Origin of the sequence: Bradyrhizobium genosp. P, assembly GCF_049949265.1 — a bacterium.
Classification (GTDB): Bacteria; Pseudomonadota; Alphaproteobacteria; order Rhizobiales; family Xanthobacteraceae; genus Bradyrhizobium.
This window is the reverse complement of the sequence record NZ_CP188195.1, coordinates 7,918,531-7,941,282: the sequence shown is the minus strand read 5'-3', so window position 1 is coordinate 7,941,282 and position 22,752 is coordinate 7,918,531. Positions and strand designations below refer to the sequence as shown.

Sequence of the window (22,752 nt, the reverse complement as noted above, 5' to 3'; positions counted from 1 at the left end):
GGCGATCCACGGCTGCCGCGCTGCCTATTCGTTGCGCGATCCGGATGCAACGTCGGAGACGCGCACCCAGAACGGTGCGCGTCTCTCCAGTGAACGCTGCGAACGCCTTACTTGGCGGGGACCCAGGTGGTGCTCGCCTTGTCGTATTTGAAGCCAGGAGCGCTTTTGAGCTCGTCCTTGCTGTCTGCGAGAGTGAGCCACCACTTGTCGTTCTTCTTGGTGGTCTTCACCGAGTTGAACGGAACGATGACGTCCTTCTCGCCGGCGCCGAGGAATCCTCCGACGCCGATCACGAGCCCGGTCACCTTGCCGGACTTGTCAACGAGCACGTCATCGACATCGCCGATCTTGTTCTCGCCCGGATCGTAGACCGTCTGCTTGTAGAAATTGGTGACGGTCCAGCTTTCTGCAGGTGCAGACGACAGGATGGACGCGGCATGGGCACCGGACACCAGCGCGACTGACAGCACACATCCCGCAACGATTTTTTTCATTTGGGTCTCCTCTGGAAGAGTGGACCACTAGAACGGTGCTGGACGCCCTAGGTTCCTAACGCCGAGGCGCGGGACGGGCCGTGCATTCTGGATCAGGGGTTGATACAGGCCTTGGGTCGAGACGATGACTACTTCGTCTGCGCCACGACCGGCGCCACGGCATCTTCCGGCAGGCTCGTCAGCAGCGCCTGCAGCGTTGCCATGGTGGAATAATCGGCGGCGCCGTCGACCCGCTCAGGACGGAAGTGGCGCTGGAAGGCGGTGATCACCTCCATGGTCGGCCCGTCGAACTTGCCGTGGGTCGGGATGCCGTAGCCGTAGCGTGCGAACGCCGTCTGCATCTTCGCAACGTCGTCGCTGATCGCCCCCAACTTCAGCGCGTCGCCGCGCACGATCGGCGCCGGCTGCACCCAGTGGCCGACGCCGGAATTGGCCAGCGAATGCCACGGAAACTTCTCGCCGGGATCCTTCTTGCGGCCAGGCGCCACGTCGGAATGGCCGAGCACGCGATGCGAGGGTACCTTGCGGCGGAGCATGATGCCGCGGCACAGCGCGATCACGGCCGCGATCTGGCGCAGCGGAAAGTCCGGATAGCCCCAGTCGTGGCCGCGGTTGATGATCTCGACGCCGATCGAGCAGGAGTTGATGTCTTCCTCGCCGGCCCAATGCGACACGCCGGCGTGCCAGGCGCGCTTGCTCTCGGGCACGCACTGCACGATGCGGCCGTCCTCGAGCACGACGTAGTGGGCGGAGACCTCGGTGCCCGCGGTGACGAGCTGCGCGATCGCACCCTCGACATCGGGCATGCCGGTGTAGTGCAGCACGATCATGTCGGGCTGCCGGCCGTTGGCGCGCTCGCCGAAATTCGCCGACGGGATCACGTCGGAGGCGATCGAGGAATCGGGGATGAACGTCTTCATGTCGGCAACGGCCCTGGGAACGGGAAGGGCGCGTTGACGCTTCGAATCAGAATTTGACGGCGTGAACGGACCAGAAGCCATCAGACAATCCAAACCCGGCAAGAGAGCGGCAATCAAGAGCGGCAATACGATTGGTAAACGATATGCGTTTACTATTCCTTTACCCTGTGCCCCGCGCAATCGGCGGCCGGTTCCATCTGATGCATTTTGCCCGGGGTGTGTGCCGAGCGCATCACCTCGAGAACGGTTAAAAAGCGCCGGATTCCGCTAACGGATCATCAACGTTTTCTTAACGCTAAGTGCCGTTACTGAGGGGTGAACAGCCGAACCGGTTTCGGGCCGGCCGAGGTCCGCTTTTGCGCGAAATTCCATGGAAGCCCAGCAAATTCCGGTCGGACATCAGGATTTGCCGCCGACGATGGGAACCAGCGCGCGCATCTCGCAGGGACTTTTTGACCGGAACGGCCTGGCAAGGCGCGAGGATTCGAGGCGCAATGAGCCTGCGCGCGTCCATTTTCGATCTCATCGGCGCGGCCCCGGCCGGGGACGGCGCATGAGCGCGCTTGCCCGTCACGTATCCGTGCTTGGCCGCGAGGCGGTGGATTTTCTCGCGCCACGCGCCGGTGGCACGTATGTCGATGCGACCTTCGGCGCCGGCGGCTACAGCCGCATGATCCTCGACGTTGCCGATACGCGCGTGATCGGCATCGACCGTGACCGCACCGCGATCCTTGATGGCTTCGATCTGGTCGACGGCGCGGGCGGCCGGCTGACGCTGGTCGAGGACCGCTTCTCCCATCTCGCCGAGGTCTGCGCCGCGCAGGGGGCCGACACCGTCGACGGCGTCGTGATGGATGTCGGCGTTTCCTCGATGCAGCTCGACCAGGCGGCGCGCGGTTTCTCGTTCCGCCTTGCCGGACCGCTCGACATGCGGATGGGGCAGAGCGGTCCGACGGCGGCCGACGTGGTCGCGAAGGCTTCCGAAAGCGATCTCGCTGACATCATCTACATCTTCGGCGAGGAACGTCATTCGCGCGGTGTCGCGCGCGCCATCGTCGCCGCGCGCAAGGACGCGCCGATCACGACGACCGAAGCCCTCGCCGGCATCGTCGCCAAGGTCGTGCGCGCCAAGCCGAACGAGATCCACCCCGCGACGCGGACGTTCCAGGCGTTGCGCATCTTCGTCAATGAGGAGCTCGACGAGCTGCATCTGGCGCTGTCGGCGGCCGAGCGCGTGCTGAGGCCGGGCGGCAGGCTGGTGGTGGTGTCCTTCCATTCGCTGGAAGACCGCATCGTCAAGAACTTCTTCGCCGAGCGCGGCAAGGTGAGTGCCGGGTCGCGGCATCGGCCCGAGGTCGCGCAATCAGCGCCGAGCTTCCAGATTCTGACCAAGCGCCCGGTCACGGCCGATGATGCCGAGGTCGCTGCCAATCCGCGCGCCCGATCGGCAAAGCTGCGTGCGGCTGAGCGGACCGCCGCGCCGGTGCACGCGGCAGATGCTTCGCCGTCATGGCCGCGTCTCGCCGACGTGATGCGGGGAGGCTGACGATGCGCATCCTCCATTTCCTCGTCATCGGCATGCTGATCTTCGCGGCGTCCTACGTCTATCGCATCAAGATGGAATCGACGGCGCGTGTCGAGCGCGTGCTGCGGCTGAACGCGGAAATCCGCGAGCAGCGTGACGCGATCGCAACGCTACGCGCCCAATGGGCCAAGCTCGATGCGCCGCTGAGGCTGCAAGGGCTTGCCGAACGGCATTTGCCGCTCAAGCCGATCAATGCCAACCAGTATGATAGCCTGAAGAACCTGCCCGAGCGGCCGCCGAACTTCGCCCGGCCCGGCGCGCGCGATCCGATCGGCGCGATGCTCGACACCATCGAGGCCGCCGCCCAGCCTGACAGCACGACCGGCTCGATTCCCGAGCCAGCGCCCGCGGCGGAGCAGGCACCGGCGGCAGAGCCCGAGCAGGACCCGGGAGATCAGCAATGACCGGACCAGCCATGACAGATCCGGCAAACGCCAAAAAGCCGGCCGGGAAGCCCGCTGAGCCCTGGCGCCAGCGCCTGGTCCGCACGCTGCTGTACGGGAGCAACGTCGACCGTGCCGCGAAGGCGCGCGCCCGCGTCGGCCTCGCGATCCTGGCCTTTGCTGCCATCTATGCCGTGCTCGCCGGGCGCCTGGTGCTGTTCGCGGTCGGCGCCGACAGCCATGGCGCGCGGCACACGGCCTCGCAGGACGCGATCGCGACCGCGCGGCCCGACATCATCGACCGCAACGGCGCGATCCTCGCCACCGACGTCAAGGCGCCGAGCCTGTTCGCCGAACCGCGCCGCATCATCGACAAGGACGAGGCGATCGAGCTCCTGACCGGGACCTTGCCCGATCTCGACACCGGCGAGGTGCGCGACCGCATCGGATCACGCAAGGGCTTCGTCTGGTTGAAGCGCGAGATCACGCCGAAGCAGCAACTCGATATCCATCGCCTCGGCCTTCCCGGCGTCGGCTTCCTGCGCGAGAACAAGCGCGTCTATCCGACCGGCAACGAGGTCGCCCATCTGATCGGCCTCGTCAACATCGACAACCAGGGCATCGCCGGCATGGAGAAGTGGCTGGACAATAACGGTCTGGCCGATCTGCATCGCGCGGGCTTCGCCACCGATCGGCTGCAAAAGCCGATCGAGCTGTCGGTCGATTTGCGCGTCGAGCACGCGCTGCGCGACGAACTGCTCAAGGCCAAGGAAAAATTCCACACCAAGGCGGCCTCCGGCCTCGTCTCCAATGTCAGGACCGGCGAAATCGTGGCGATGGTGTCGCTGCCCGACTTCGACCCGAACGACCCGAAGGAAGCGCACGACCCCGATCGCATCAACCGCCTGACCACCGGCGTCTACGAGATGGGCTCGACCTTCAAGGCCTTCACGCTGGCGATGGCGCTCGATACCGGCAAATACGATCTCAACTCGTTGTGGGACGCACGCGCTCCGCTGCATTACGGCAAGTTCGCGATCCATGACGACGAGCCGAAGGGGCGCTTCATCAGCATGAAGGAGGTCTTCACGTTCTCCTCCAACATAGGTGCGGCGCGCATTGCGCTGTCGCAAGGCGTCGAGGCGCACAAGGCGTTCCTGCGCAAGTTGGGGCAGCTCGATCGCCTGCGCACCGAGCTGCCGGAGAGCGCTTCGCCGATCCTGCCGAAACACTGGAGTGAATTGAATACGATCACGATCGCTTTCGGCCATGGCGTCGCGGTGGCCCCGCTGCAGGCGGTGATGGGCATCGATGCGCTGGTGAACGGCGGCTATCTGATTCCGCCGACCTTCATGAAGCGGACCGAGCAGGAAGCGATGGCGATTGCCAAGCGGGTCATCAAGCCAGAGACGAGCGAGAAGATGCGGTTCCTGATGCGGCTGAACGCCGAGGTCGGTACCGCGCGAAAAGCCGACGTGAAGGGCTATTATATCGGCGGCAAGACCGGCACGGCGGAAAAGGTCATCAACGGCCGTTATGCCAAGAAGAAGGTGCTCACGGCCTTTACCGCGATCCTGCCGGCCGACAATCCGAAATACCAGCTTCTGATCATGCTCGACGAACCGCAGTCGCTGAAGGAAACCTATGGCTTCATCACCTCGGGCTGGAACGCAGTGCCGACCGGGGGCAAGGTGATCGCCAGAATTGCGCCGCTTTTGGGCATCGAGCCGCGATTTGACCTGCCGCCGTCCGACCGCCTTATTCTTGCGGCATCCAAGACAACCCAGTAAGGCGTACCCTAGCATGATCCGGAAAGTTCATGCTTGAACCACGGCGCCAGCCAACTGGAAGACCATGAGACTTCGCGACCTCTTCAGCGATGACGCCGCGATCGACCCGCGTGCCGACACGGTTGCGGTCGGAGGACTTGTGGTTAGAGGACTTGCGGTCGACAGCCGCGCGGTGAAGCCGGGCGATCTGTTCTTTGCGCTGGCCGGCAGCCGAACCGATGGTGTGCGCTTCATCGACGCGGCGATCAAGGCCGGCGCGGTGGCCGTCGCCGGCGATCATCTGCCGCAAGGCGAGGCCCGTGTGCCGTTCGTCATCACGACGAATGCGCGCCGCGCGCTGGCGCTGGCCGCGGCAAGATTTTATCCGCGGCAGCCGCAAACGATCGCGGCCGTGACCGGCACCAGCGGCAAGACCTCGGTTGCGGCCTTCACGCGCCAGATCTGGCAGCGGCTCGGCCAGGTGTCCGCGAGCATCGGCACCATCGGCCTGGTGTCGGACAAGCGCACCGTCTACGGCTCGCTGACCACGCCCGATCCGATCGCGCTGCATCGGCAGCTCGACGAGATCACGGCCGACGGCGTCACCCATCTGGCGTTCGAGGCCTCGTCACACGGCCTCGACCAATATCGCCTCGACGGCGTGCGCATTGCCGCCGGCGGCTTCACCAACCTGTCGCGCGACCACATGGATTACCATCCTGACGTCGCGCATTACCTCAATGCAAAGCTGCGGCTGTTCCGCGATCTCGTCGTCGACGGCGGCACCGCCGTGATCTCGGCCGATCATGATTGCTCGCAGACCGTGACCGATGCGGCGACCGCACGCAAGCTTCGCGTCATCGCGGTCGGGCGCAATGCCGATGGTGCAGGCGACGGCATTCGGCTGGTCGGCGCCACGATCGACGGCTTTGCGCAGACGCTTGTCATCGAGCATCGCCGCCGAACGCACACGATCCGGCTGCCGCTGGTCGGCGAATTCCAGATCGAGAATGCGCTGGTCGCGGCCGGCCTTGCGATCGGCACCGGCAGCGTCGCGGACGACGTCATCGGCAACCTCGAACATCTCGAAGGCGCCAAGGGCCGGCTGGAGCGCGTCGGCGAGCACAATGGCGCGCCGATTTTCGTCGACTACGCGCACAAGCCGGATGCGCTCGCCAAGGCGTTGCAGGCGCTGCGGCCCTACGCAAAGCGCAAGCTCGTCGTGATCTTTGGCGCCGGCGGCGATCGCGACGCAGGCAAGCGCCCGATCATGGGCGCGATCGCAGCCGAGAATGCCGATCGTGTCATCGTCACCGACGACAATCCGCGCAGCGAGAAGCCGGACGCGATCCGCGCCGCGATCATGGCCGCTGCAAAGGGTGCGCGCGAGATCGGCGACCGCGCCGAGGCGATCCGCGCCGGCATCGCGGACCTTGAGCCAGGCGACGCATTGCTGGTGGCAGGTAAGGGGCACGAGGTCGGGCAGATCATCGGCGACACGACGCTGCCCTTCAGCGATCACGATGCGGTGGCGGCGGCATTGGCGGCGAGGGGGGCATGAGAAAATTGTTGTGGACGTCGGATGCGATGGTGCAGGCGATGCGCGCCGCGACGCAAGGCGCGCTGCCCGAGGGGGTTACCGGCCTCTCGATCGACAGCCGGACGATCGCGGCTGGTGAGGCCTATTTCGCGATCAAGGGCGATGTCCATGACGGTCACAGTTTCGTCGAGGCCGCGCTGAAGGCCGGCGCCGGGCTCGCGGTCGTCGAGGCGACCCAGCGCGCAAAATTTCCCGCCGATGCGCCGCTGCTGGTGGTCGACGACGTGCTTGCCGCGCTGGTCGAGCTCGCGCATGCCTCGCGCGCGCGGCTCGGCGCGCAGATCATCGCGGTGACCGGCTCGGTCGGCAAGACCTCGACCAAGGAGGCGCTTCGCTGCGCGCTGTCGGCGCAGGGCGAAACGCACGCCTCCTCCGCGTCGTTCAACAATCATTGGGGCGTGCCGTTGTCGCTGGCGCGCTGCCCCGCGGGCGTACGCTTTGCGGTGTTCGAGATCGGCATGAACCATGCCGGCGAGATCACGCCGCTTACGAAGATGGTGCGGCCGCATGTCGCCATCGTCACCACGGTCGAGCCGGTGCATCTGGAATTTTTCGCCGGCATCGAGGCGATCGCCGATGCCAAGGCGGAGATTTTTCTCGGGGTCGAACCCGGCGGCACGGTGGTGCTCAATCGCGACAATTTGCAATTCGCGCGGCTGCAGCGGCGGGCCAGGAAGGCCGGTCTCTCCCGCATCATGTCGTTCGGCACCCACAAGAAATCCGATGCGCGGCTGATCGACGTGTCGTTGCATGCGACCTGCTCCGCGGTGCATGCCGACATCCTCGATCATGACATCACCTACAAGATCGGCATGCCCGGCCGCCACATGGCGATGAATTCGCTGGCGGTGCTGGCGGGTGCCTCGCTGCTCGGCGCTGATATCGCGCGTGCGGCGCTGTCGCTGTCGCAGCTCGAGGCGCCATCGGGGCGTGGCGTCCGCCGCGCGCTCGAGGTCGGCCAGGGCGAGGCGACGCTGATCGACGAAAGCTACAACGCCAACCCGGCCTCGATGGCGGCTGCGCTCAACGTGCTCGGGCAGGCCCAGATCGGCCCGCACGGCCGCCGTATCGCCGTGATCGGCGACATGCTCGAACTCGGGCCGACCGGTCCCGCGCTGCACCACGGCCTGGTCGAGGCCATCACCGCCAACCGCATCGATCTCGTATATTGTTGTGGTCCGCTGATGCGGAATCTGTGGGATGCCCTTTCCAGCGGCAAGCGGGGAGGCTATGCCGAGAGTTCGGCGGCGCTCGAAGCGCAGGCGGTCGCCGCGGTCCGTGCCGGTGACGCGATCATGGTGAAGGGATCGCTGGGTTCGAAGATGAAGGTCATCGTCAGCGCGCTGGAGAAGCGTTTTCCCGGCAAAGCCGTGCACGAAGAAGCGGTATAGGGCTTTTTGAATGTTTTACTGGTTGATTGATCTCTCCAACACCGTTCCGGGTTTCGGACCATTCCGCAGCGGATTGAACGTATTCCGCTACATCACGTTCCGCACCGGCGGGGCGATTGCGACGAGCCTTCTGTTCGTGTTCCTGTTCGGGCCGTGGATCATCGATCATCTGCGGCTGCGGCAGGGCAAGGGCCAGCCGATCCGCACCGACGGTCCGCAGTCGCATCTGATCTCCAAGAAGGGCACGCCCACCATGGGCGGGCTGATGATCCTGTCGGGTCTGGTGGTGTCGACGCTGCTCTGGGCCAATCCGCTCAACCCCTATGTCTGGATCGTGCTGGCGGTGACGCTCGGCTTCGGTTTCGTCGGCTTCTATGATGATTATTTGAAGGTCACGAAACAGTCGCATGGCGGCTTCGCCGGCAGGTTTCGGCTCATGATCGAGGCGGTGATCGCGCTCGCCGCCTGCTATGCGCTGGTCCGGCTCGGGCGCGATGTGTCCTCGACCTCGCTTGCGATCCCGTTCCTCAAGGATGTCGTGATCAATTTCGGCTGGTTCTTCGTGATCTTCGGCGCCTTCGTGATGGTCGGCGCCGGCAATGCGGTGAACCTCACTGATGGCCTCGACGGCCTCGCCATCGTGCCGGTGATGATCGCGGCCGCAAGCTTCGGGTTGATCGCGTATCTCACCGGCAACGTGGTGTTCTCGGACTATCTGCAGATCAACTATGTCGCCGGCACCGGCGAGCTCATGGTGCTCTGCGGCGCGGTGTTCGGCGCCGGCCTGGGCTTCCTCTGGTTCAACGCACCGCCGGCCTCGATCTTCATGGGCGATACCGGGTCGCTGGCGCTCGGCGGCATGCTCGGCGCCATCGCGGTCGCAGTGAAGCACGAGATCGTGCTTGCGGTGATCGGCGGCCTGTTCGTGCTGGAGGCGGTGTCTGTGATCGTGCAGGTCGCGTCGTTCAAGCTGACGGGCAAGCGCGTGTTCCGAATGGCACCGCTACACCATCATTTCGAGCAGAAGGGCTGGACCGAGCCGCAGATCGTGATCCGGTTCTGGATCATCTCGGTGATGCTGGCGCTCGCCGGCCTCTCCACGCTCAAGCTGCGCTGATGCGCTTCCATTCCAACCATCGTCATTCCGGGATGGTGCGCGAGCACCGGACCCGGAATCTAGAGATTCCGGGTTCGCGCAGAGAGGCGCGCCCCGGAATGACTGTGGGCCAACCATGATCCCCGTCACCTCCTTCGCGGGCAAGACGGTCGCGGTCTTCGGCCTTGGCGGCTCCGGCCTCGCGAGTTGCCATGCGCTGAAGGCCGGCGGCGCCGAGGTGGTCGCGGCCGACGACAGCGCCGACAATGTCGCCAAGGCAGCCCAGGCCGGCTTCATCACGGCCGATTTGCGTGTGGTACCTTGGGCAAATTTCGCCGCGCTGATCCTGACCCCCGGCGCGCCGCTGACCCATCCGGCGCCGCACTGGAGCGTGCTGCTGGCGCGGCAGGCCGGCGTCGAGGTGATCGGTGACATCGAATTGTTCTGCCGCGAGCGGCGGCGTCATGCGCCCAACGCGCCGTTCGTTGCCATCACCGGCACCAACGGCAAGTCGACCACCACGGCGCTGATCGCGCATCTGATGAAGGTTGCCGGCTACGACACCCAGATGGGCGGCAATATCGGCACCGCGATCCTGTCGCTGCAGCCGCCGCGGATGGGACGGGTGCATGTCGTCGAGATGTCGTCCTACCAGATCGATCTCGCGCCCTCGCTCGATCCATCGGTCGGCATCCTGCTCAATGTCAGCGAGGATCACATCGACCGCCACGGCACGCTGGAGCATTACGCCGCGGTGAAGGAGCGGCTGGTGGCCGGCGTGCAGGGCGACGGCACCGCGATCGTCGGCGTCGACGACGGCTGGTGCCGCAATATCGCCGACCGGCTCGATCGCAACGGCAAGCGCGTGGTGCGCATCTCCGTGAAGAACCCGTTGCCCGATGGCCTCTATGTCGAGCACGAGACCATCGTGCGCGCATCCGGCGCGGCGCGCAGCGAGGTGGCGCGGTTGGGCGGCATCGGTTCGCTGCGCGGCCTGCACAATGCGCAGAACGCGGCGTGCGCTTCGGCGTGTGCGCTCGCGATGGGGATCTCTACCGACGTGCTGCAGAAGGGCTTGCGCAGCTTCCCCGGCCTTGCCCACCGCATGGAGCAGGTCGGCCGCCGCGGCAATGTGCTGTTCGTCAACGATTCCAAAGGCACCAATGCCGATGCGGCGGCGCATGCGCTGTCATCCTTTGCCGACATCTTCTGGATCGCCGGCGGCAAGCCGAAAGCCGGCGGCATCACCAGCCTGACCGGCTATTTCCCGCGCATCCGAAAAGCCTATCTGATCGGCGAGGCCGCGCCGGAATTTGCCGGCACGCTCGGCGACCGCGTGCCGCACGAGATGTCGGTTACGCTCGATGTCGCAATCGCCAGCGCCGCGCGCGATGCGGAGGCGTCCGGGCTTGCGGAGGCCGTCGTGCTACTGTCGCCGGCCTGCGCCTCGTTCGACCAGTACCGCAATTTCGAAATCCGCGGCGCCGCGTTCCGCGATCTGGTAACTGCGATGCCCGGTGTGAAGCCGGTGGTGTGAGATCGAACCTGCGTAGGATGGGTGGAGCGCAGCGATACCCATCCTACGGGCTCGCGAGAAGGCGAAGCTGCGTCCCACCCACAACTGTCATCGCCCGGCTTGACCGGGCAGCACGCCGCGGCCTATCGGCTCAAGCATCGGCGTCTCTGGAATACTGGATCACCCGCCTTCGCCTTCGCGGGTGATGACACCGAACCTAGTCCAAACCGCGCGCCACTCGGCTCCCCAACACCTCCCTCAAAAGTTACCCAACCCGTTAATCCCTTGGAAACCATCCTGCGCCACCAATGGAGGCTACCTCTGCCATCTGGGGATGCCCATGCTCGCCCGTGACCAACGCACCCCGTTCTCGGACTGGTGGTGGACCGTCGACAAGCTGTTGCTTGCGGCGATTGCCGCGCTGATGCTGGCCGGTGTGATCCTGTCGCTGGCGGCGAGCCCGCCGGTCGCGACCCGCATCGGGCTCGACCCCTTCCATTTCTTCAATCGGCACGTGATGTTCCTGGTGCCGTCGGTGATCGTGCTGATCGGGGTGTCGTTCATGACGCCGCGGCAGATCCGGCGCGCCGCGGTGATTGTGTTCGCGGTTTCGATCGTGCTGATCGTGGCGACGCTTCTGATCGGGCCCGAGGTCAAGGGCTCGCGGCGCTGGATCACGCTGCTCGGGGTCAACATCCAGGCCTCCGAATCCGCCAAGCCCGCCTTCGTGGTGCTCGCGGCGTGGTTGTTCGCGGAGTCGACGAAGCGGCCGGAGATGCCGGCGACCTCGATGGCGCTGGTGCTGCTGATGATGCTGGTCTCGCTGCTGGTGATGGAGCCTGACTTCGGCCAGACCATGCTGATCTCGATGGTGTGGGGCGCGCTGTTCTTCATCGCCGGCATGCGCATGATCTGGGTGCTTGGGCTCGCTGGCGCCGCCAGCGCCGGCCTGTTCACCGCCTATCTGCTGGTGCCGCACGTCGCGGGCCGTATCACGCGCTTCATGAACCCGGCTTCCGGCGATACCTTCCAGGTCGACACCGCGATGGAGGCGTTCTGGAACGGCGGCTGGTTCGGGCTCGGGCCCGGCGAAGGCATTGCCAAACGCAGCCTGCCGGACAGCCACACCGACTTCGTGTTCGCGGTCGCCGCCGAAGAATTCGGCATCATCCTCTGCCTGATGCTGGTGGCGCTGTTCGCCTTCGTCGTGATCCGGACGCTGACGCGGGCCTATTCCACCGACGACATGTTCGCACGTTTTGCCGCGTCGGGGCTTGCGATCCTGTTCGGCGTGCAGGCCGGGATCAACATGGCGGTCAATTTGCAACTGATTCCGGCGAAGGGCATGACGTTGCCGTTCATCTCCTATGGCGGCTCCTCGTTCGTATCGCTCGCCTATGGCGTGGGCATGATGCTGGCGCTGACGCGGCAACGTCCGCGCACTGAAATCGAATCGATGGAAGGGGCCAGTAGCGCCTTGCGCGCCTACGCGTAATGTTTCCTGTCGTCATTGCGAGGAGCGGAGCGACGAAGCAATCAATCCGTCCCATGTGCGGCACTATGGATTGCTTCGCGTCGCTCGCAATGACGGTATAAATTGTCACTATGGCTCAAGCACCCCTCATCCTCCTGGCGGCCGGTGGCACTGGTGGCCATCTGTTCCCGGCCGAAGCGCTCGGCGTGGAATTGATCCGGCGTGGCTTGCGTGTGCGGCTTGCGACCGATGGCCGCGCGTTGCGCTACAGCGGTCTGTTCGGCAAGGACAGTATCGACATGGTGCCGAGCGCGACGGTGCGCGGCCGCAATCCGATCTCGCTGGCGCGCACCGTGCTGATGCTCGGTTATGGCACCATGGTTGCGGCCAATGTGGTGCGGCGGCTGAAGCCGGTAGCCGTCGTCGGCTTCGGCGGCTACCCGACCTTGCCACCGTTGATCGCGGCGCGCTTGCTCGGCGTGGCCGGCATCATCCACGACGCCAATGCGGTGCTCGGCCGCGCCAACCGTTTCCTCTCCAGCCGCGTCGATGCGATCGCGACGTCGCTGCCCGGCGTGCTCGATCGCGATCCCGCGCTGGCCGGCAAGGCGACGACCGTCGGCACGCCGATGCGGCCGGCGATCCTGGCCGCCGCCGCGGTGAAATATGCCTCGTCAGAGGTGAACGGTCCGCTGCGCTTGCTCGTCGTCGGCGGCAGCCAGGGCGCGCGGGTGATGAGCGACATCGTCCCACCCGCGATCGAAAAGCTTGATCCTGCGCTGTGGGGCCGCCTGACCCTCACCCAGCAGGTCCGCGAAGAGGACATGGCGCGGGTGCGCGCCGTCTACGACCGGCTCGAGATCAATGCCGAACTCGCGCCGTTCTTCGCCGACCTGCCGGCACGGCTGGCCTCGAGCCAACTGGTGATCTCGCGCTCCGGCGCAGGCACCGTCGCCGAACTTGGCGCGATCGGCCGGCCCTCGATCCTGGTGCCGCTGCCCGGTGCGATCGACCAGGACCAGTTCGCCAATGCCGGCGTGCTCTCGCAGGCCGGCGGCGCGATCCGCATCGCGCAGCCTGACTTCACGCCCGATCGTCTCGCGGCCGAGATCTCGGCCTTTGCCGCCGAGCCTGCGAAGCTGACCGTGATGGCGCAGGCCGCGCGCGGCGTCGGCCGGCTCGACGCCGCGGAGCGGCTGGCGGATCTGGTGATGAAAGTGGCAGGACTGTAAAGTGGCAGGACTCTTAAGTGGCAAGACTCTAAAGTGGCAAGACTCTGATGCGTCAGATCAACCGAAAGCGCGAGGAGATTTCGTCATGACGGGTCTGCTGATTCATTCTGTCTCGGAATTTTCAGATCTGATCCTGGAAGCGCTACGGCTGGCGGACGCGCGAGATGTCGTCGAGATCGGCGCGGAATATGGCGGCATGTCGGCACTGCTCGCCGAGCACTGCAAGGTGCGCGGCGGGCAGTTGACCAGCATCGATCCCGCGCCGAAACGCGAATTCCTCGACTGGCTGACGGCTAATCCGCATGTTCGCCACCTGGCGAAGACCAGCCTCGAGGCCTTCGGTGAACTGGATGCCGCCGACGCCTGGGTCGTCGATGGCGACCACAATTGGTACACCGTCTATCACGAGCTCAAGCAGATAGACGCGATCAACCGTCGCGCCGGGAAGGCCGCCCTGGTCTTCCTGCACGATGTAGGCTGGCCGTGCGGCCGGCGTGACTCGTATTACGCGCCCGGACAAATCCCGGCACAGTACCGGCAACCCCATCGTTACGATGCGGGCGCCACTCTGGATCAGGCGCTCCTGGTTGCGGGCCGCGGATTTCGCGGCATGAGCCAATTCGCATTCGCAAACCTCGAAGGCGGCCCGCGCAATGGCGTGATGACCGCGATCGATGATTTCCTCGCGGAGTCACTTCGGGCGGGCAGGGAATTTGGCTTTGCTGAAATACCCGCCGTCTTCGGTCTCGGCGTGCTGTTCGACATGGACGCTGCCTGGAGCCAATCGCTTGCTGAACTCGTGCTGCCATATCACCAGAACAAGCTGCTGCGCGCGCTCGAGACCAATCGGCTGCGAAATTATCTGCGCGTCATCGAGATGCAGGATGAAGCGGAGGCGCGGGCTGCGCTGTCCGTGCGGTCGGGGGCGGCGTAGCCGCGGCGCGACATGGAGATGTCTGTCACCGAGGATCACATCGTCGGAGCGTCGCCGCGGCTAGCCGGTGATCGCGACATTTCCGCGGCCGGAGCCCGGAAAAATCCCTTGTCACACCGGGGAAAAGCGGGGCATCCAGTAACCAGCGCGGCTGATTGGAAGCGCGCACAGAAGCTGGATCGCCCACTTCGCGGCCAAGGTCGCTTGGCGTGGACGATGATGTCAGGAACCGGATCATGAGACTGCCGCGCGAGATCGGACCCATTCATTTCGTCGGGATCGGCGGCATCGGCATGAGCGGCATCGCCGAGGTGCTGCTCAATCTCGGCTACACCGTGCAGGGCTCGGACGCCTCGGACAATTACAATCTCGATCGGTTGCGCAAGAAGGGCGCCAGGGTTTCGGTTGGCCACGCCGCCGAGAATGTCGACGGCGCCGATGTCGTCGTGGTGTCGACCGCGATCAAGCGCGACAATCCGGAGCTGATGGCGGCGCGCGCACAGCGCATTCCAGTGGTGCGTCGTGCCGAGATGCTGGCGGAATTGATGCGGCTGAAGAGCTGCGTTGCGATCGCCGGCACCCACGGCAAGACCACGACCACCACGATGGTGGCGACATTGCTCGACGCCGGCGGGCTCGACCCGACCGTGATCAATGGCGGCATCATCAACGCCTACGGATCCAACGCGCGTCTCGGTGGCGGCGACTGGATGGTGGTCGAGGCCGACGAGAGCGACGGCACCTTCCTGAAGCTGCCGTCCGACGTCGTGATCGTCACCAATATCGACCCGGAGCATCTCGATCACTTCAAAACCTTCGAGGCGATCCAGGACGCCTTCCGCGATTTCGTCGAGAACGTGCCGTTCTACGGCTTTGCCGTGATGTGCATCGATCACCCCGTGGTGCAAACCCTCGTCGGCAAGATCGAGGATCGCCGCATCATCACCTATGGCCAGAATCCGCAGGCCGATGCGCGGTTGATGGATCTGACGCCGATCGCGGGCGGATCGAAATTCAAGGTCGCGATCCGTGATCGCAAGACCGGCGCGGCGCACGAGATTTCAGACATCATGTTGCCGATGCCGGGCCGCCACAATGCGTCGAACGCGACAGCGGCGATTGCGGTTGCACATGAACTCGGTGTTTCCGACGATGTGATCCGGCAGGCGATGGCAGGCTTCGGCGGCGTGAAGCGGCGCTTCACCAAGACCGGCGAGTGGAACGGGGTCACCGTGATCGATGATTACGGCCATCACCCGGTCGAGATCGCGGCCGTGCTCAAGGCCGCGCGCGAGTCGTACAGCGGCAGGATCATCGCCGTGGTGCAGCCGCACCGCTTCACGCGCCTGCAATCGCTGTTCGAGGAATTCTGCACCTGCTTCAACGACGCCGATGCGGTCGTGGTCGCGGAGGTCTATGCCGCCGGCGAGGCGCCGATCCCCGGCATCGACCGCGATCATTTCGTCACCGGCTTGCGCGCACGCGGCCATCGCGAGGTGGTGCCGCTGCCGAACGCCGGCGAGCTCGCAACGATCGTCCACGGCCTTGGGAAGCCCGGCGACCTCGTCGTCTGCCTCGGCGCCGGCAACATCACGCAATGGGCGTACGCCCTGCCCGACGAATTGAAGGCGCTGGGGTGATCGTGACCTTTCCCGACATCACGCCCGACCTGAAAGCCGCGATGCCGGAGTTGCGCGGGCGCTTGCTTGCCAACCAGTCGCTGGCGGAGCTGACCTGGTTTCGCGTCGGTGGGCCGGCGCAGGTGTTGTTCACGCCGGCGGATGAGGATGATCTGGCTTATTTCCTGGCGAACTTGCCGAAAGATCTGCCGGTCTATGCGGTCGGCGTCGGCTCAAACCTGATCGTGCGCGACGGCGGCATGTCCGGTGTGGTGATCCGCCTTGCGCCGCGCGCCTTCGGCGAAACCAGCGCGGCTGATGAGGTTGTGACTGCAGGGGCTGCTGCGCTCGACAAGCGAGTGGCGGAGACGGCGGCGAGCGCCAATATCGGTGGCATGGAGTTCTTCTTCGGCATTCCCGGCACCGTCGGCGGCGCGCTGCGGATGAATGCCGGCGCCAATGGCGGCGAGACAAAGGATGTGCTCGTCGAGGCCCGCGGCATTGGCCGCGACGGCGCGAAGCGAACCTTCAGCAATGCCGACATGAAGTTCGTCTATCGCAACAGCGGCGTCGATCCGTCGGTGATCTTCACATCCGCGCGGTTTCGCGGGACCATCGGGGATGCCGATGCGATCCGCGCCCGCATGCTCGAGGTGCAGACCCATCGCGAGACCGCGCAGCCGATCCGCGAAAAGACCGGCGGCTCGACCTTCAGGAACCCACCCGGCAACAGCGCCTGGAAGCTGATCGATGCCGCCGGCTGCCGCGGCCTCAAGGTCGGCGGGGCGCAGGTCTCGGAGATGCACTGCAATTTCCTGATCAACACCGGCAATGCCACCGGACACGACATCGAAACCCTCGGGGAGACGGTGCGCGAGCGGGTGAAGCAAAATTCCGGAATCGAGCTACACTGGGAAATCAAGCGGATTGGGATGGAGAAGACCTGATGCGGGTAACCATTCTCTTCGGCGGCACCAACAAGGAGCGGCTGGTCTCGGTGGCAAGCGCGCAGGCGCTGCACCGCGCGCTGCCGGATGCGGATCTCTGGTTTTGGGACGTCGACGACACCGTGCATGCGGTGACGTCCGAAAAGCTGCTTGGTCACGCGCGGCCGTTCGAGATCGACTTCAAGCCCGATGACCGCGGCATGGGCCTCAGCGAGGCGCTCGACCAGGCGAAGGTCGAGGAGCGCGCGCTGGTGCTCGGTCTGCATGGCGGCCGTGCCGAGAATGGCGAGTTGCAGGCGATGTGCGAGATGCGCGGCATCGCCTTCACGGGCTCCGGCTCGGCGTCGTCGAACCTTGCCTTCGACAAGGTCGCGGCCAAGCGGTTTGCCGCGATCGCAGGGCTGAATGCGCCGCAGGGCATAGCGCTCGAACAGATCGATCAGGCCTTCGCCGAGCACGGCAGGCTGATTGCGAAACCTGCCAGGGACGGATCGAGTTACGGGCTGATCTTCATCAACGCGAAGCAGGACCTCGTTGCTGTGCGCAATGCCGCGAAGAGCGAGGACTATCTGATCGAGCCGTTCGTATCGGGCGTGGAAGGAACCTGCGGCGTGCTCGAGCAGTCCGATGGCACGATGTTCGCGCTGCCGCCGATCGAGATCGTGCCGGCGGAGGGAGCATTCGACTACACTGCCAAATATCTGCTGAAGTCGACGCAGGAGATCTGCCCCGGCCGCTTCGCGCCTGATGTCAGCGCCGCGATCATGGACCATGCGCTGCGGGCCCATCGTGCGCTGTCCTGTTCCGGCTATTCCCGCAGCGACTTCATCGTCTCGCCCAAGGGACCGGTCTATCTCGAAACCAACACGCTGCCCGGGCTCACCGCGGCGTCGCTGTATCCGAAGGCCCTGAAGGCGCAGGGCATCGCATTTGCCGATTTCCTGCACGACCAGATCGAGCTCGCCCGGCGCCGCACGCAGAAGTAGGGCCGAGGAGGGGAACCTCCGAGCGGTGAGTCCCGGTTGGAACCCGCACTGTTGCTAAAATGCTAACGAGTTCGCGGCAAAGTACTCTTGGCGTTGATCAAAACACGCTCTGGGCGCGCCCTGTTTACCGTTTGTTTACCAGCAAGCCCGAAGGTTAACGCTGGCGGCGCGTGTAGCGCTTGGCTGCCGGGGCGTGAGCTGTCGCGGATTTCCGCTTCGAGGAACGCAACCAGGGAACAGGGGGTCACTCTATCCCACCGGTATTGCCGAGAGGTCACCTGCGCCGGGACCCGCGATGTGCTGCGGGCACAACATGTGACGAGCTCGTGCAATGGATGGAGCAGGACGCCTCGCTCGATCGCTACGATCGCTGGGGCCCCAAGCTGACCTGAAAGCCGCCGCTATTGGAGCGGCGGTGCTGTTGCGCGAGTATGTCGGCGTGGTTCTCGCCCGCCGCCGGCGTCCCGCCCGGCAGCCCGTGATCGATCGCGAGCCGCCCAACCGTTACATCCTGCTGATCGAGCGCTATTTGCCTCGCCGCGTCGGCTTCGCCGCGACGCTTGCTATCCTGATCGGCAGTGCCGGCTTCGGCATCGTCAAAGGCGGCCATGTCGACGAGTTCGTTGCGACGCTCAGCGATACCCGCAATGCGCTGGCCAATACCGCGGGCTTCCGCATCACCACCGTCGGGATCAAGGGCCGCAAGCAGTTGAGCCAGGACGAGGTCCTTGCGATCGGCGGCGTCAACGGCCGCTCCTCACTATTGTTCCTCGACGCCGAGACGGTGCGCGGCAGGCTGAAGGCCAATCCCTGGATCGCCGATGCGACGATCCTGAAGCTCTATCCGGGCCGGCTGCAGATCGACATCGTCGAGCGCACCGCGTTCGCATTGTGGCAGCAGGACGGCCGGCTCTCCGTCATCGCCTCCGACGGCGCGGTGCTCGAGCCTTACGTGTCGCGCCGCTTCCTCAATTTGCCGCTGGTGGTGGGCAAGGGCGCCGATGTCAGAGCCAGGGATTTCCTGGCCTTGCTCGACCGCTATCCGCAGGTGCGCTCGGTGACCAAGGCCGCGATCTTCGTCGGTGAACGGCGCTGGAACCTGCGCCTGAAGGACGGCCTCGACATCCGCCTGCCGGAGAACGACGTCGGCAACGCGCTCGCCGCGCTGTCCAAGCTCGACAAGGAGGACAAGCTGTTCTCGCGCGACATCGTCGCCGTCGACATGCGGCTGCCCGACCGCCTGGTCGTGCAATTGTCCGAGGACGCCGGCAAGGCACGCGACGACCTGTTCAAAGACAAGAAGTCCAAGAAGAAGCCGGGTGACTCCGCATGACCGGCCTCGACCGCAATTTGACGCCGAAGACGCGTCCGATGCAGAAGCGCACCGCGCTGGTGGCCTCGCTCGACGTCGGCTCCAGCAAGATCGCCTGCATGATCGCGCGGCTGAAGCCCTCACCGCCGAACGAGGCGTTGCGCGGCCGTAGCCACGCCATCGAGCTGATCGGTTACAGCCAGATCCAGTCGCGCGGCGTCAAGGCCGGCGCCGTGGTCGATTTGGCCGAATGCGAGAAGGCGGTCCGCCATGCCGTGGCGCTCGCCGAGCGCATGGCCAAGGTCCGCGTCGAGTCCGTCCTGCTGTCCGTGTCCGGCGGCCGGCTGCACGGCCAACTCGTTGAAGCCGCTGCCGATATCCGCGGCGGCTCGGTAACATCAGACGATATCAGCCGCGTCACGTCAGCCGGCATGCGCCACGCCACCGGCGCGGGCCGAACCGTGCTGCACGCGCTGCCGGTCGGTTACGCGCTCGACGGCGTCAAGGGCATCCGCGACCCCAGAGGCATGGTGGCGCGGCAGTTCGGCGTCGACATGAACGTGGTGACCTCGGATGCGACGGTGGCCAAGAACCTGATGCTGGTGGTCGAGCGCTGCCATCTCAACGTCGAAGCCATGGCGGCGAGCCCCTATGTTGCGGGTCTGTCGGTCTTGACCGACGACGAGGCCGACCTCGGCGCCGCCGTCGTCGAGATGGGCGCGGGATCGACCACGATCGCGACCTATTCCGGCGGCCGCTTCGTGCATGCATCCGGATTTGCGCTCGGCGGGCAACACATCACGATGGATCTTGCACGCGGCATCGGAGCGTGCATTGCGGATGCCGAGCGAATCAAGACTTTATACGGCACGGTGCTGACCGGCGGCTCGGACTCCCGCGAGCTGATGTCCGTTCCGACCGCAGGCGATGATCGGGAGACTCCGCAGATCGTGTCCCGCGCCACGATCGCGAACATCGTCCGGCATCGCGCCGAGGAGATTTTTGAAATGGTCCGGGACAAGCTCGCGGATTCCCCCTTTGCGGCTGAGCCGAGGGCGCGAGTGGTGTTGAGCGGCGGCGCCTCGCAGCTCACCGGCACCGTCGAACTGGCCGCCCGCATCCTGAATCGCCAGGTCCGCATCGGCCGCCCGCTCGGCTTCGGCCGGCTGCCGAACGAGGCGAAGGGCGCCTCGTTCGCGGTGCCCGCGGGCCTCTTGGTCTATCCACAATACGCTCATCTTGAACATGTCGAACCGCGGCGTACGCGGCAGCTCAGGACAGGGACTGACGGTTACTTCGGAAAGGTCGGACGATGGCTTCGCGAGGGCTTCTGATGACCGCATCCCGGCTCACACGATTTTCACCAACTCCCGCGGCCGCCGGCCGGGGCGAACCAACGCGCGCGTAATCCAGAGAGGCAACCATGGCACTCAATCTGACCCCCCCTGACATCAGCGAGCTGAAACCGCGGATCACCGTCTTCGGCGTCGGCGGTGCGGGCGGTAACGCCGTCAACAACATGATCACCGCCGGATTGGTGGGCGTCGACTTCGTCGTCGCCAACACCGACGCCCAGGCGCTGACCATGTCGAAGGCGCAGCGCATCATCCAGATGGGCACCCAGGTCACCCAGGGCCTCGGCGCCGGTTCACAGCCTGATGTCGGCGCCGCCGCGGCGCAGGAGGTCATCGACGAGCTGCGCGATCACCTTACCGGCGCCAACATGGTGTTCGTCACCGCCGGCATGGGCGGCGGTACCGGGACGGGGGCAGCACCTGTCATCGCCAAGGCCGCGCGCGAGATGGGCATCCTTACGGTCGGCGTGGTGACCAAGCCGTTCCACTTCGAGGGCCAGCGCCGCATGCGCACCGCCGAGTCCGGCATTGCCGAACTGCACAAGGTGGTCGACACGCTGCTGATCATCCCGAACCAGAACCTGTTCCGGGTCGCCAACGAGAAGACCACCTTCGCCGACGCCTTCGCGATGGCCGACCAGGTGCTCTATTCGGGCGTCGCCTGCATCACCGACCTGATGGTCAAGGAAGGCCTGATCAACCTCGACTTCGCCGACGTCCGCGCCGTGATGCGTGAGATGGGCAAGGCGATGATGGGCACCGGCGAGGCCACCGGCGAGAAGCGCGCGCTGACCGCCGCCGAAGCCGCGATCGCCAACCCGCTGATCGACGATAGCTCGATGAAGGGCGCCCGCGGCCTGCTGATCTCGATCACCGGCGGCAAGGACCTCACGCTGTTCGAGGTCGACGAAGCCGCGACCCGTATCCGCGAGGAAGTCGATGCCGACGCCAACATCATCGTCGGCGCGACCTTCGACGAATCGCTTGACGGCGTCATCCGCGTTTCGGTGGTCGCGACCGGCATCGAGCAAGCCGCGATCGCGCGTGCCGCAGCGCCTGCCGCCGCCCCGGCCGCCGGTTCGCCGGAAAGCCGGCTGGCCGATCTGACCGCACGCCTGCGTGCCGACAATCAGCGTCTTGCCGAGCGCACCAAGATGGAGCCGCCGACCGGCGTAACCGTCGCTCCGATTGCCGCGCCTGCCGCCCCGCAGCAGCCGCGTCCTGCCGCCAACAATCTCGAGCGCGCCGCGCTCGCAGCGATCGCCGCCGCAGTTGCCCCGGACAATTCGGCACCGATGCAGCCGGGCTCCTACGGGGACGTCACCGTGCGCCCGATCGCCCAGAAGCCGACGCTGTTCCCCGATCACGACGTCGCCCGGGCCGAGCAGCACGAGCCGATGCCTCCCGAGACCTTCATCCCGCAGGCGGCCGAGCGTTCGCCGGTCCGCGCTCCGCGGATGCCGAAGTTCGAGGACCTTCCGATGCCGGCGCAGGCCGAAATCCGCCAGGCCCGCGGCGACGGCGAGGAGGAACATCCGCAGAAGACCCGGCTGTCGCTGCTGCAGCGCCTCGCCAATGTCGGCCTCGGCCGCCGCGACGAAGAGACCGAGCCGCCGATCGCGGCCCGCGCCTCCGGTCCGGCGCCGTCGATGCCGCCGCTGCCTGAGCGCCGGCCGGCCCGCAGCGTCGCGCAGCAGATCGCCTCGAACGAATCACCGGTATCTGAATATGCGAAGCGTCCCGCTCCGCAGGGTCTGGACGCGCATGGACGCCCTGCACCTGTTGCGCCGGCGCCACAGGGTGACGACCATCTTGATATCCCGGCCTTCCTGAGACGGCAGGCCAACTGAAGTTTGTTACAACTTTGGCGACCAGAGAAGGCCCCGGCAGGAACCGCCGGGGCCTTCGTCTTTAGGCGGACAAGTGGTCGCAGTCAGGTGAGCAAGCAGCTGATTTTAAATGATTAATTATCCTTCTCATGGTCAGATGCGCGCGCCGGATGAGCGCTTTTCGCTGCCGTAATTTGGTTAACCCTTGGCCTGAATGCGGCAGAGATGGGGTAACAATCGGTAAAGAAGCGTGAGTTGGCGCAGTTTAGGGCAGTGACTATGGTCTGCCGTGACTTGGGGAGCTTAAGTG

General features: G+C 65.5%; 18 protein-coding genes and 1 pseudogene. 17 read left to right on the top strand and 2 right to left on the bottom strand.

Going from position 1 to position 22,752, the window contains the following annotated elements; translation table 11 throughout:
- Positions 1-107 precede the first annotated feature (107 nt).
- Together ACP2YO_RS38150 and ACP2YO_RS38145 are read right to left on the bottom strand one after the other, a co-directional pair.
- Complete coding sequence (locus ACP2YO_RS38150) at positions 108-494, bottom strand: PRC-barrel domain-containing protein (RefSeq protein WP_426436208.1); 387 nt, start codon at positions 492-494, stop codon at positions 108-110.
- A 128-nt stretch (positions 495-622) separates the two neighbouring features.
- Entirely contained in the window at positions 623-1,495 is an 873-nt protein-coding gene (locus tag ACP2YO_RS38145; protein ID WP_426436207.1) for an N-acetylmuramoyl-L-alanine amidase, read from the bottom strand.
- A 472-nt stretch (positions 1,496-1,967) separates the two neighbouring features.
- Here ACP2YO_RS38145 and rsmH point away from each other — a divergent pair, with 472 nt between their 5' ends.
- The 17 genes and pseudogenes from rsmH to ftsZ all read left to right on the top strand — a co-directional run bounded on the left by rsmH (position 1,968) and on the right by ftsZ (position 22,463).
- Positions 1,968-2,960 (top strand): 16S rRNA (cytosine(1402)-N(4))-methyltransferase RsmH, encoded by a 993-nt coding sequence (gene rsmH, locus ACP2YO_RS38140; protein WP_426436206.1) that lies wholly within the window; start codon positions 1,968-1,970, stop codon positions 2,958-2,960.
- A 2-nt stretch (positions 2,961-2,962) separates the two neighbouring features.
- A complete protein-coding gene (gene ftsL, locus ACP2YO_RS38135) occupies positions 2,963-3,403 on the top strand; it encodes a cell division protein FtsL (protein WP_426436205.1) in 441 nt (146 codons plus the stop codon).
- Between the two features lie 11 nt (positions 3,404-3,414).
- Positions 3,415-5,172, top strand: a complete 1,758-nt coding sequence (locus ACP2YO_RS38130; protein WP_426443414.1) for a peptidoglycan D,D-transpeptidase FtsI family protein — start codon at positions 3,415-3,417, stop codon at positions 5,170-5,172.
- 64 nt (positions 5,173-5,236) lie between these two features.
- The gene (locus tag ACP2YO_RS38125; RefSeq protein WP_426436204.1) at positions 5,237-6,712 is read left to right on the top strand and encodes a UDP-N-acetylmuramoyl-L-alanyl-D-glutamate--2,6-diaminopimelate ligase; all 1,476 of its coding nucleotides are present in this window, start codon (positions 5,237-5,239) and stop codon (positions 6,710-6,712) included.
- Positions 6,709-8,142 carry a UDP-N-acetylmuramoylalanyl-D-glutamyl-2,6-diaminopimelate--D-alanyl-D-alanine ligase gene (locus ACP2YO_RS38120; RefSeq protein ID WP_426436203.1) on the top strand — a complete coding sequence of 478 codons (1,434 nt, stop codon included), beginning with the start codon at positions 6,709-6,711 and terminating at the stop codon, positions 8,140-8,142. The genes ACP2YO_RS38125 and ACP2YO_RS38120 overlap by 4 nt, the downstream gene beginning before the upstream one ends.
- 10 nt (positions 8,143-8,152) lie before the next feature.
- A complete protein-coding gene (mraY, locus tag ACP2YO_RS38115) occupies positions 8,153-9,259 on the top strand; it encodes a phospho-N-acetylmuramoyl-pentapeptide-transferase (RefSeq protein ID WP_426436202.1) in 1,107 nt (368 codons plus the stop codon).
- A 115-nt stretch (positions 9,260-9,374) separates the two neighbouring features.
- The gene (gene murD, locus ACP2YO_RS38110) at positions 9,375-10,775 is read left to right on the top strand and encodes a UDP-N-acetylmuramoyl-L-alanine--D-glutamate ligase (RefSeq protein ID WP_426436201.1); all 1,401 of its coding nucleotides are present in this window, start codon (positions 9,375-9,377) and stop codon (positions 10,773-10,775) included.
- A 319-nt stretch (positions 10,776-11,094) separates the two neighbouring features.
- The gene (gene ftsW / locus ACP2YO_RS38105) at positions 11,095-12,249 is read left to right on the top strand and encodes a putative lipid II flippase FtsW (RefSeq protein WP_426436200.1); all 1,155 of its coding nucleotides are present in this window, start codon (positions 11,095-11,097) and stop codon (positions 12,247-12,249) included.
- Positions 12,250-12,359: 110 nt separating this feature from the next.
- A complete protein-coding gene (gene murG / locus ACP2YO_RS38100) occupies positions 12,360-13,460 on the top strand; it encodes an undecaprenyldiphospho-muramoylpentapeptide beta-N-acetylglucosaminyltransferase (protein ID WP_426436199.1) in 1,101 nt (366 codons plus the stop codon).
- 196 nt (positions 13,461-13,656) lie between these two features.
- A complete protein-coding gene (locus ACP2YO_RS38095) occupies positions 13,657-14,394 on the top strand; it encodes a class I SAM-dependent methyltransferase (protein ID WP_426436198.1) in 738 nt (245 codons plus the stop codon).
- A gap of 236 nt (positions 14,395-14,630) precedes the next feature.
- Entirely contained in the window at positions 14,631-16,034 is a 1,404-nt protein-coding gene (gene murC, locus ACP2YO_RS38090) for a UDP-N-acetylmuramate--L-alanine ligase (protein WP_426436197.1), read from the top strand.
- 2 nt (positions 16,035-16,036) lie between these two features.
- Positions 16,037-16,960, top strand: coding sequence for a UDP-N-acetylmuramate dehydrogenase (gene murB / locus ACP2YO_RS38085; RefSeq protein ID WP_426443413.1), 924 nt, complete (start codon positions 16,037-16,039; stop codon positions 16,958-16,960).
- Positions 16,960-17,946 (top strand): D-alanine--D-alanine ligase family protein, encoded by a 987-nt coding sequence (locus ACP2YO_RS38080; protein ID WP_426436196.1) that lies wholly within the window; start codon positions 16,960-16,962, stop codon positions 17,944-17,946. Before murB ends, ACP2YO_RS38080 begins: the two co-directional genes overlap by 1 nt.
- Positions 17,947-18,043: 97 nt before the next feature.
- A pseudogene (locus ACP2YO_RS38075) lies at positions 18,044-18,191 on the top strand (D-alanine--D-alanine ligase); the annotation flags it as partial.
- Between the two features lie 86 nt (positions 18,192-18,277).
- Positions 18,278-19,279 (top strand): cell division protein FtsQ/DivIB, encoded by a 1,002-nt coding sequence (locus ACP2YO_RS38070; protein WP_426436195.1) that lies wholly within the window; start codon positions 18,278-18,280, stop codon positions 19,277-19,279.
- A complete protein-coding gene (ftsA, locus tag ACP2YO_RS38065) occupies positions 19,276-20,592 on the top strand; it encodes a cell division protein FtsA (RefSeq protein WP_426436194.1) in 1,317 nt (438 codons plus the stop codon). Before ACP2YO_RS38070 ends, ftsA begins: the two co-directional genes overlap by 4 nt.
- Positions 20,593-20,681: 89 nt before the next feature.
- Entirely contained in the window at positions 20,682-22,463 is a 1,782-nt protein-coding gene (gene ftsZ, locus ACP2YO_RS38060) for a cell division protein FtsZ (RefSeq protein ID WP_426436193.1), read from the top strand.
- Positions 22,464-22,752: the final 289 nt, after the last annotated feature.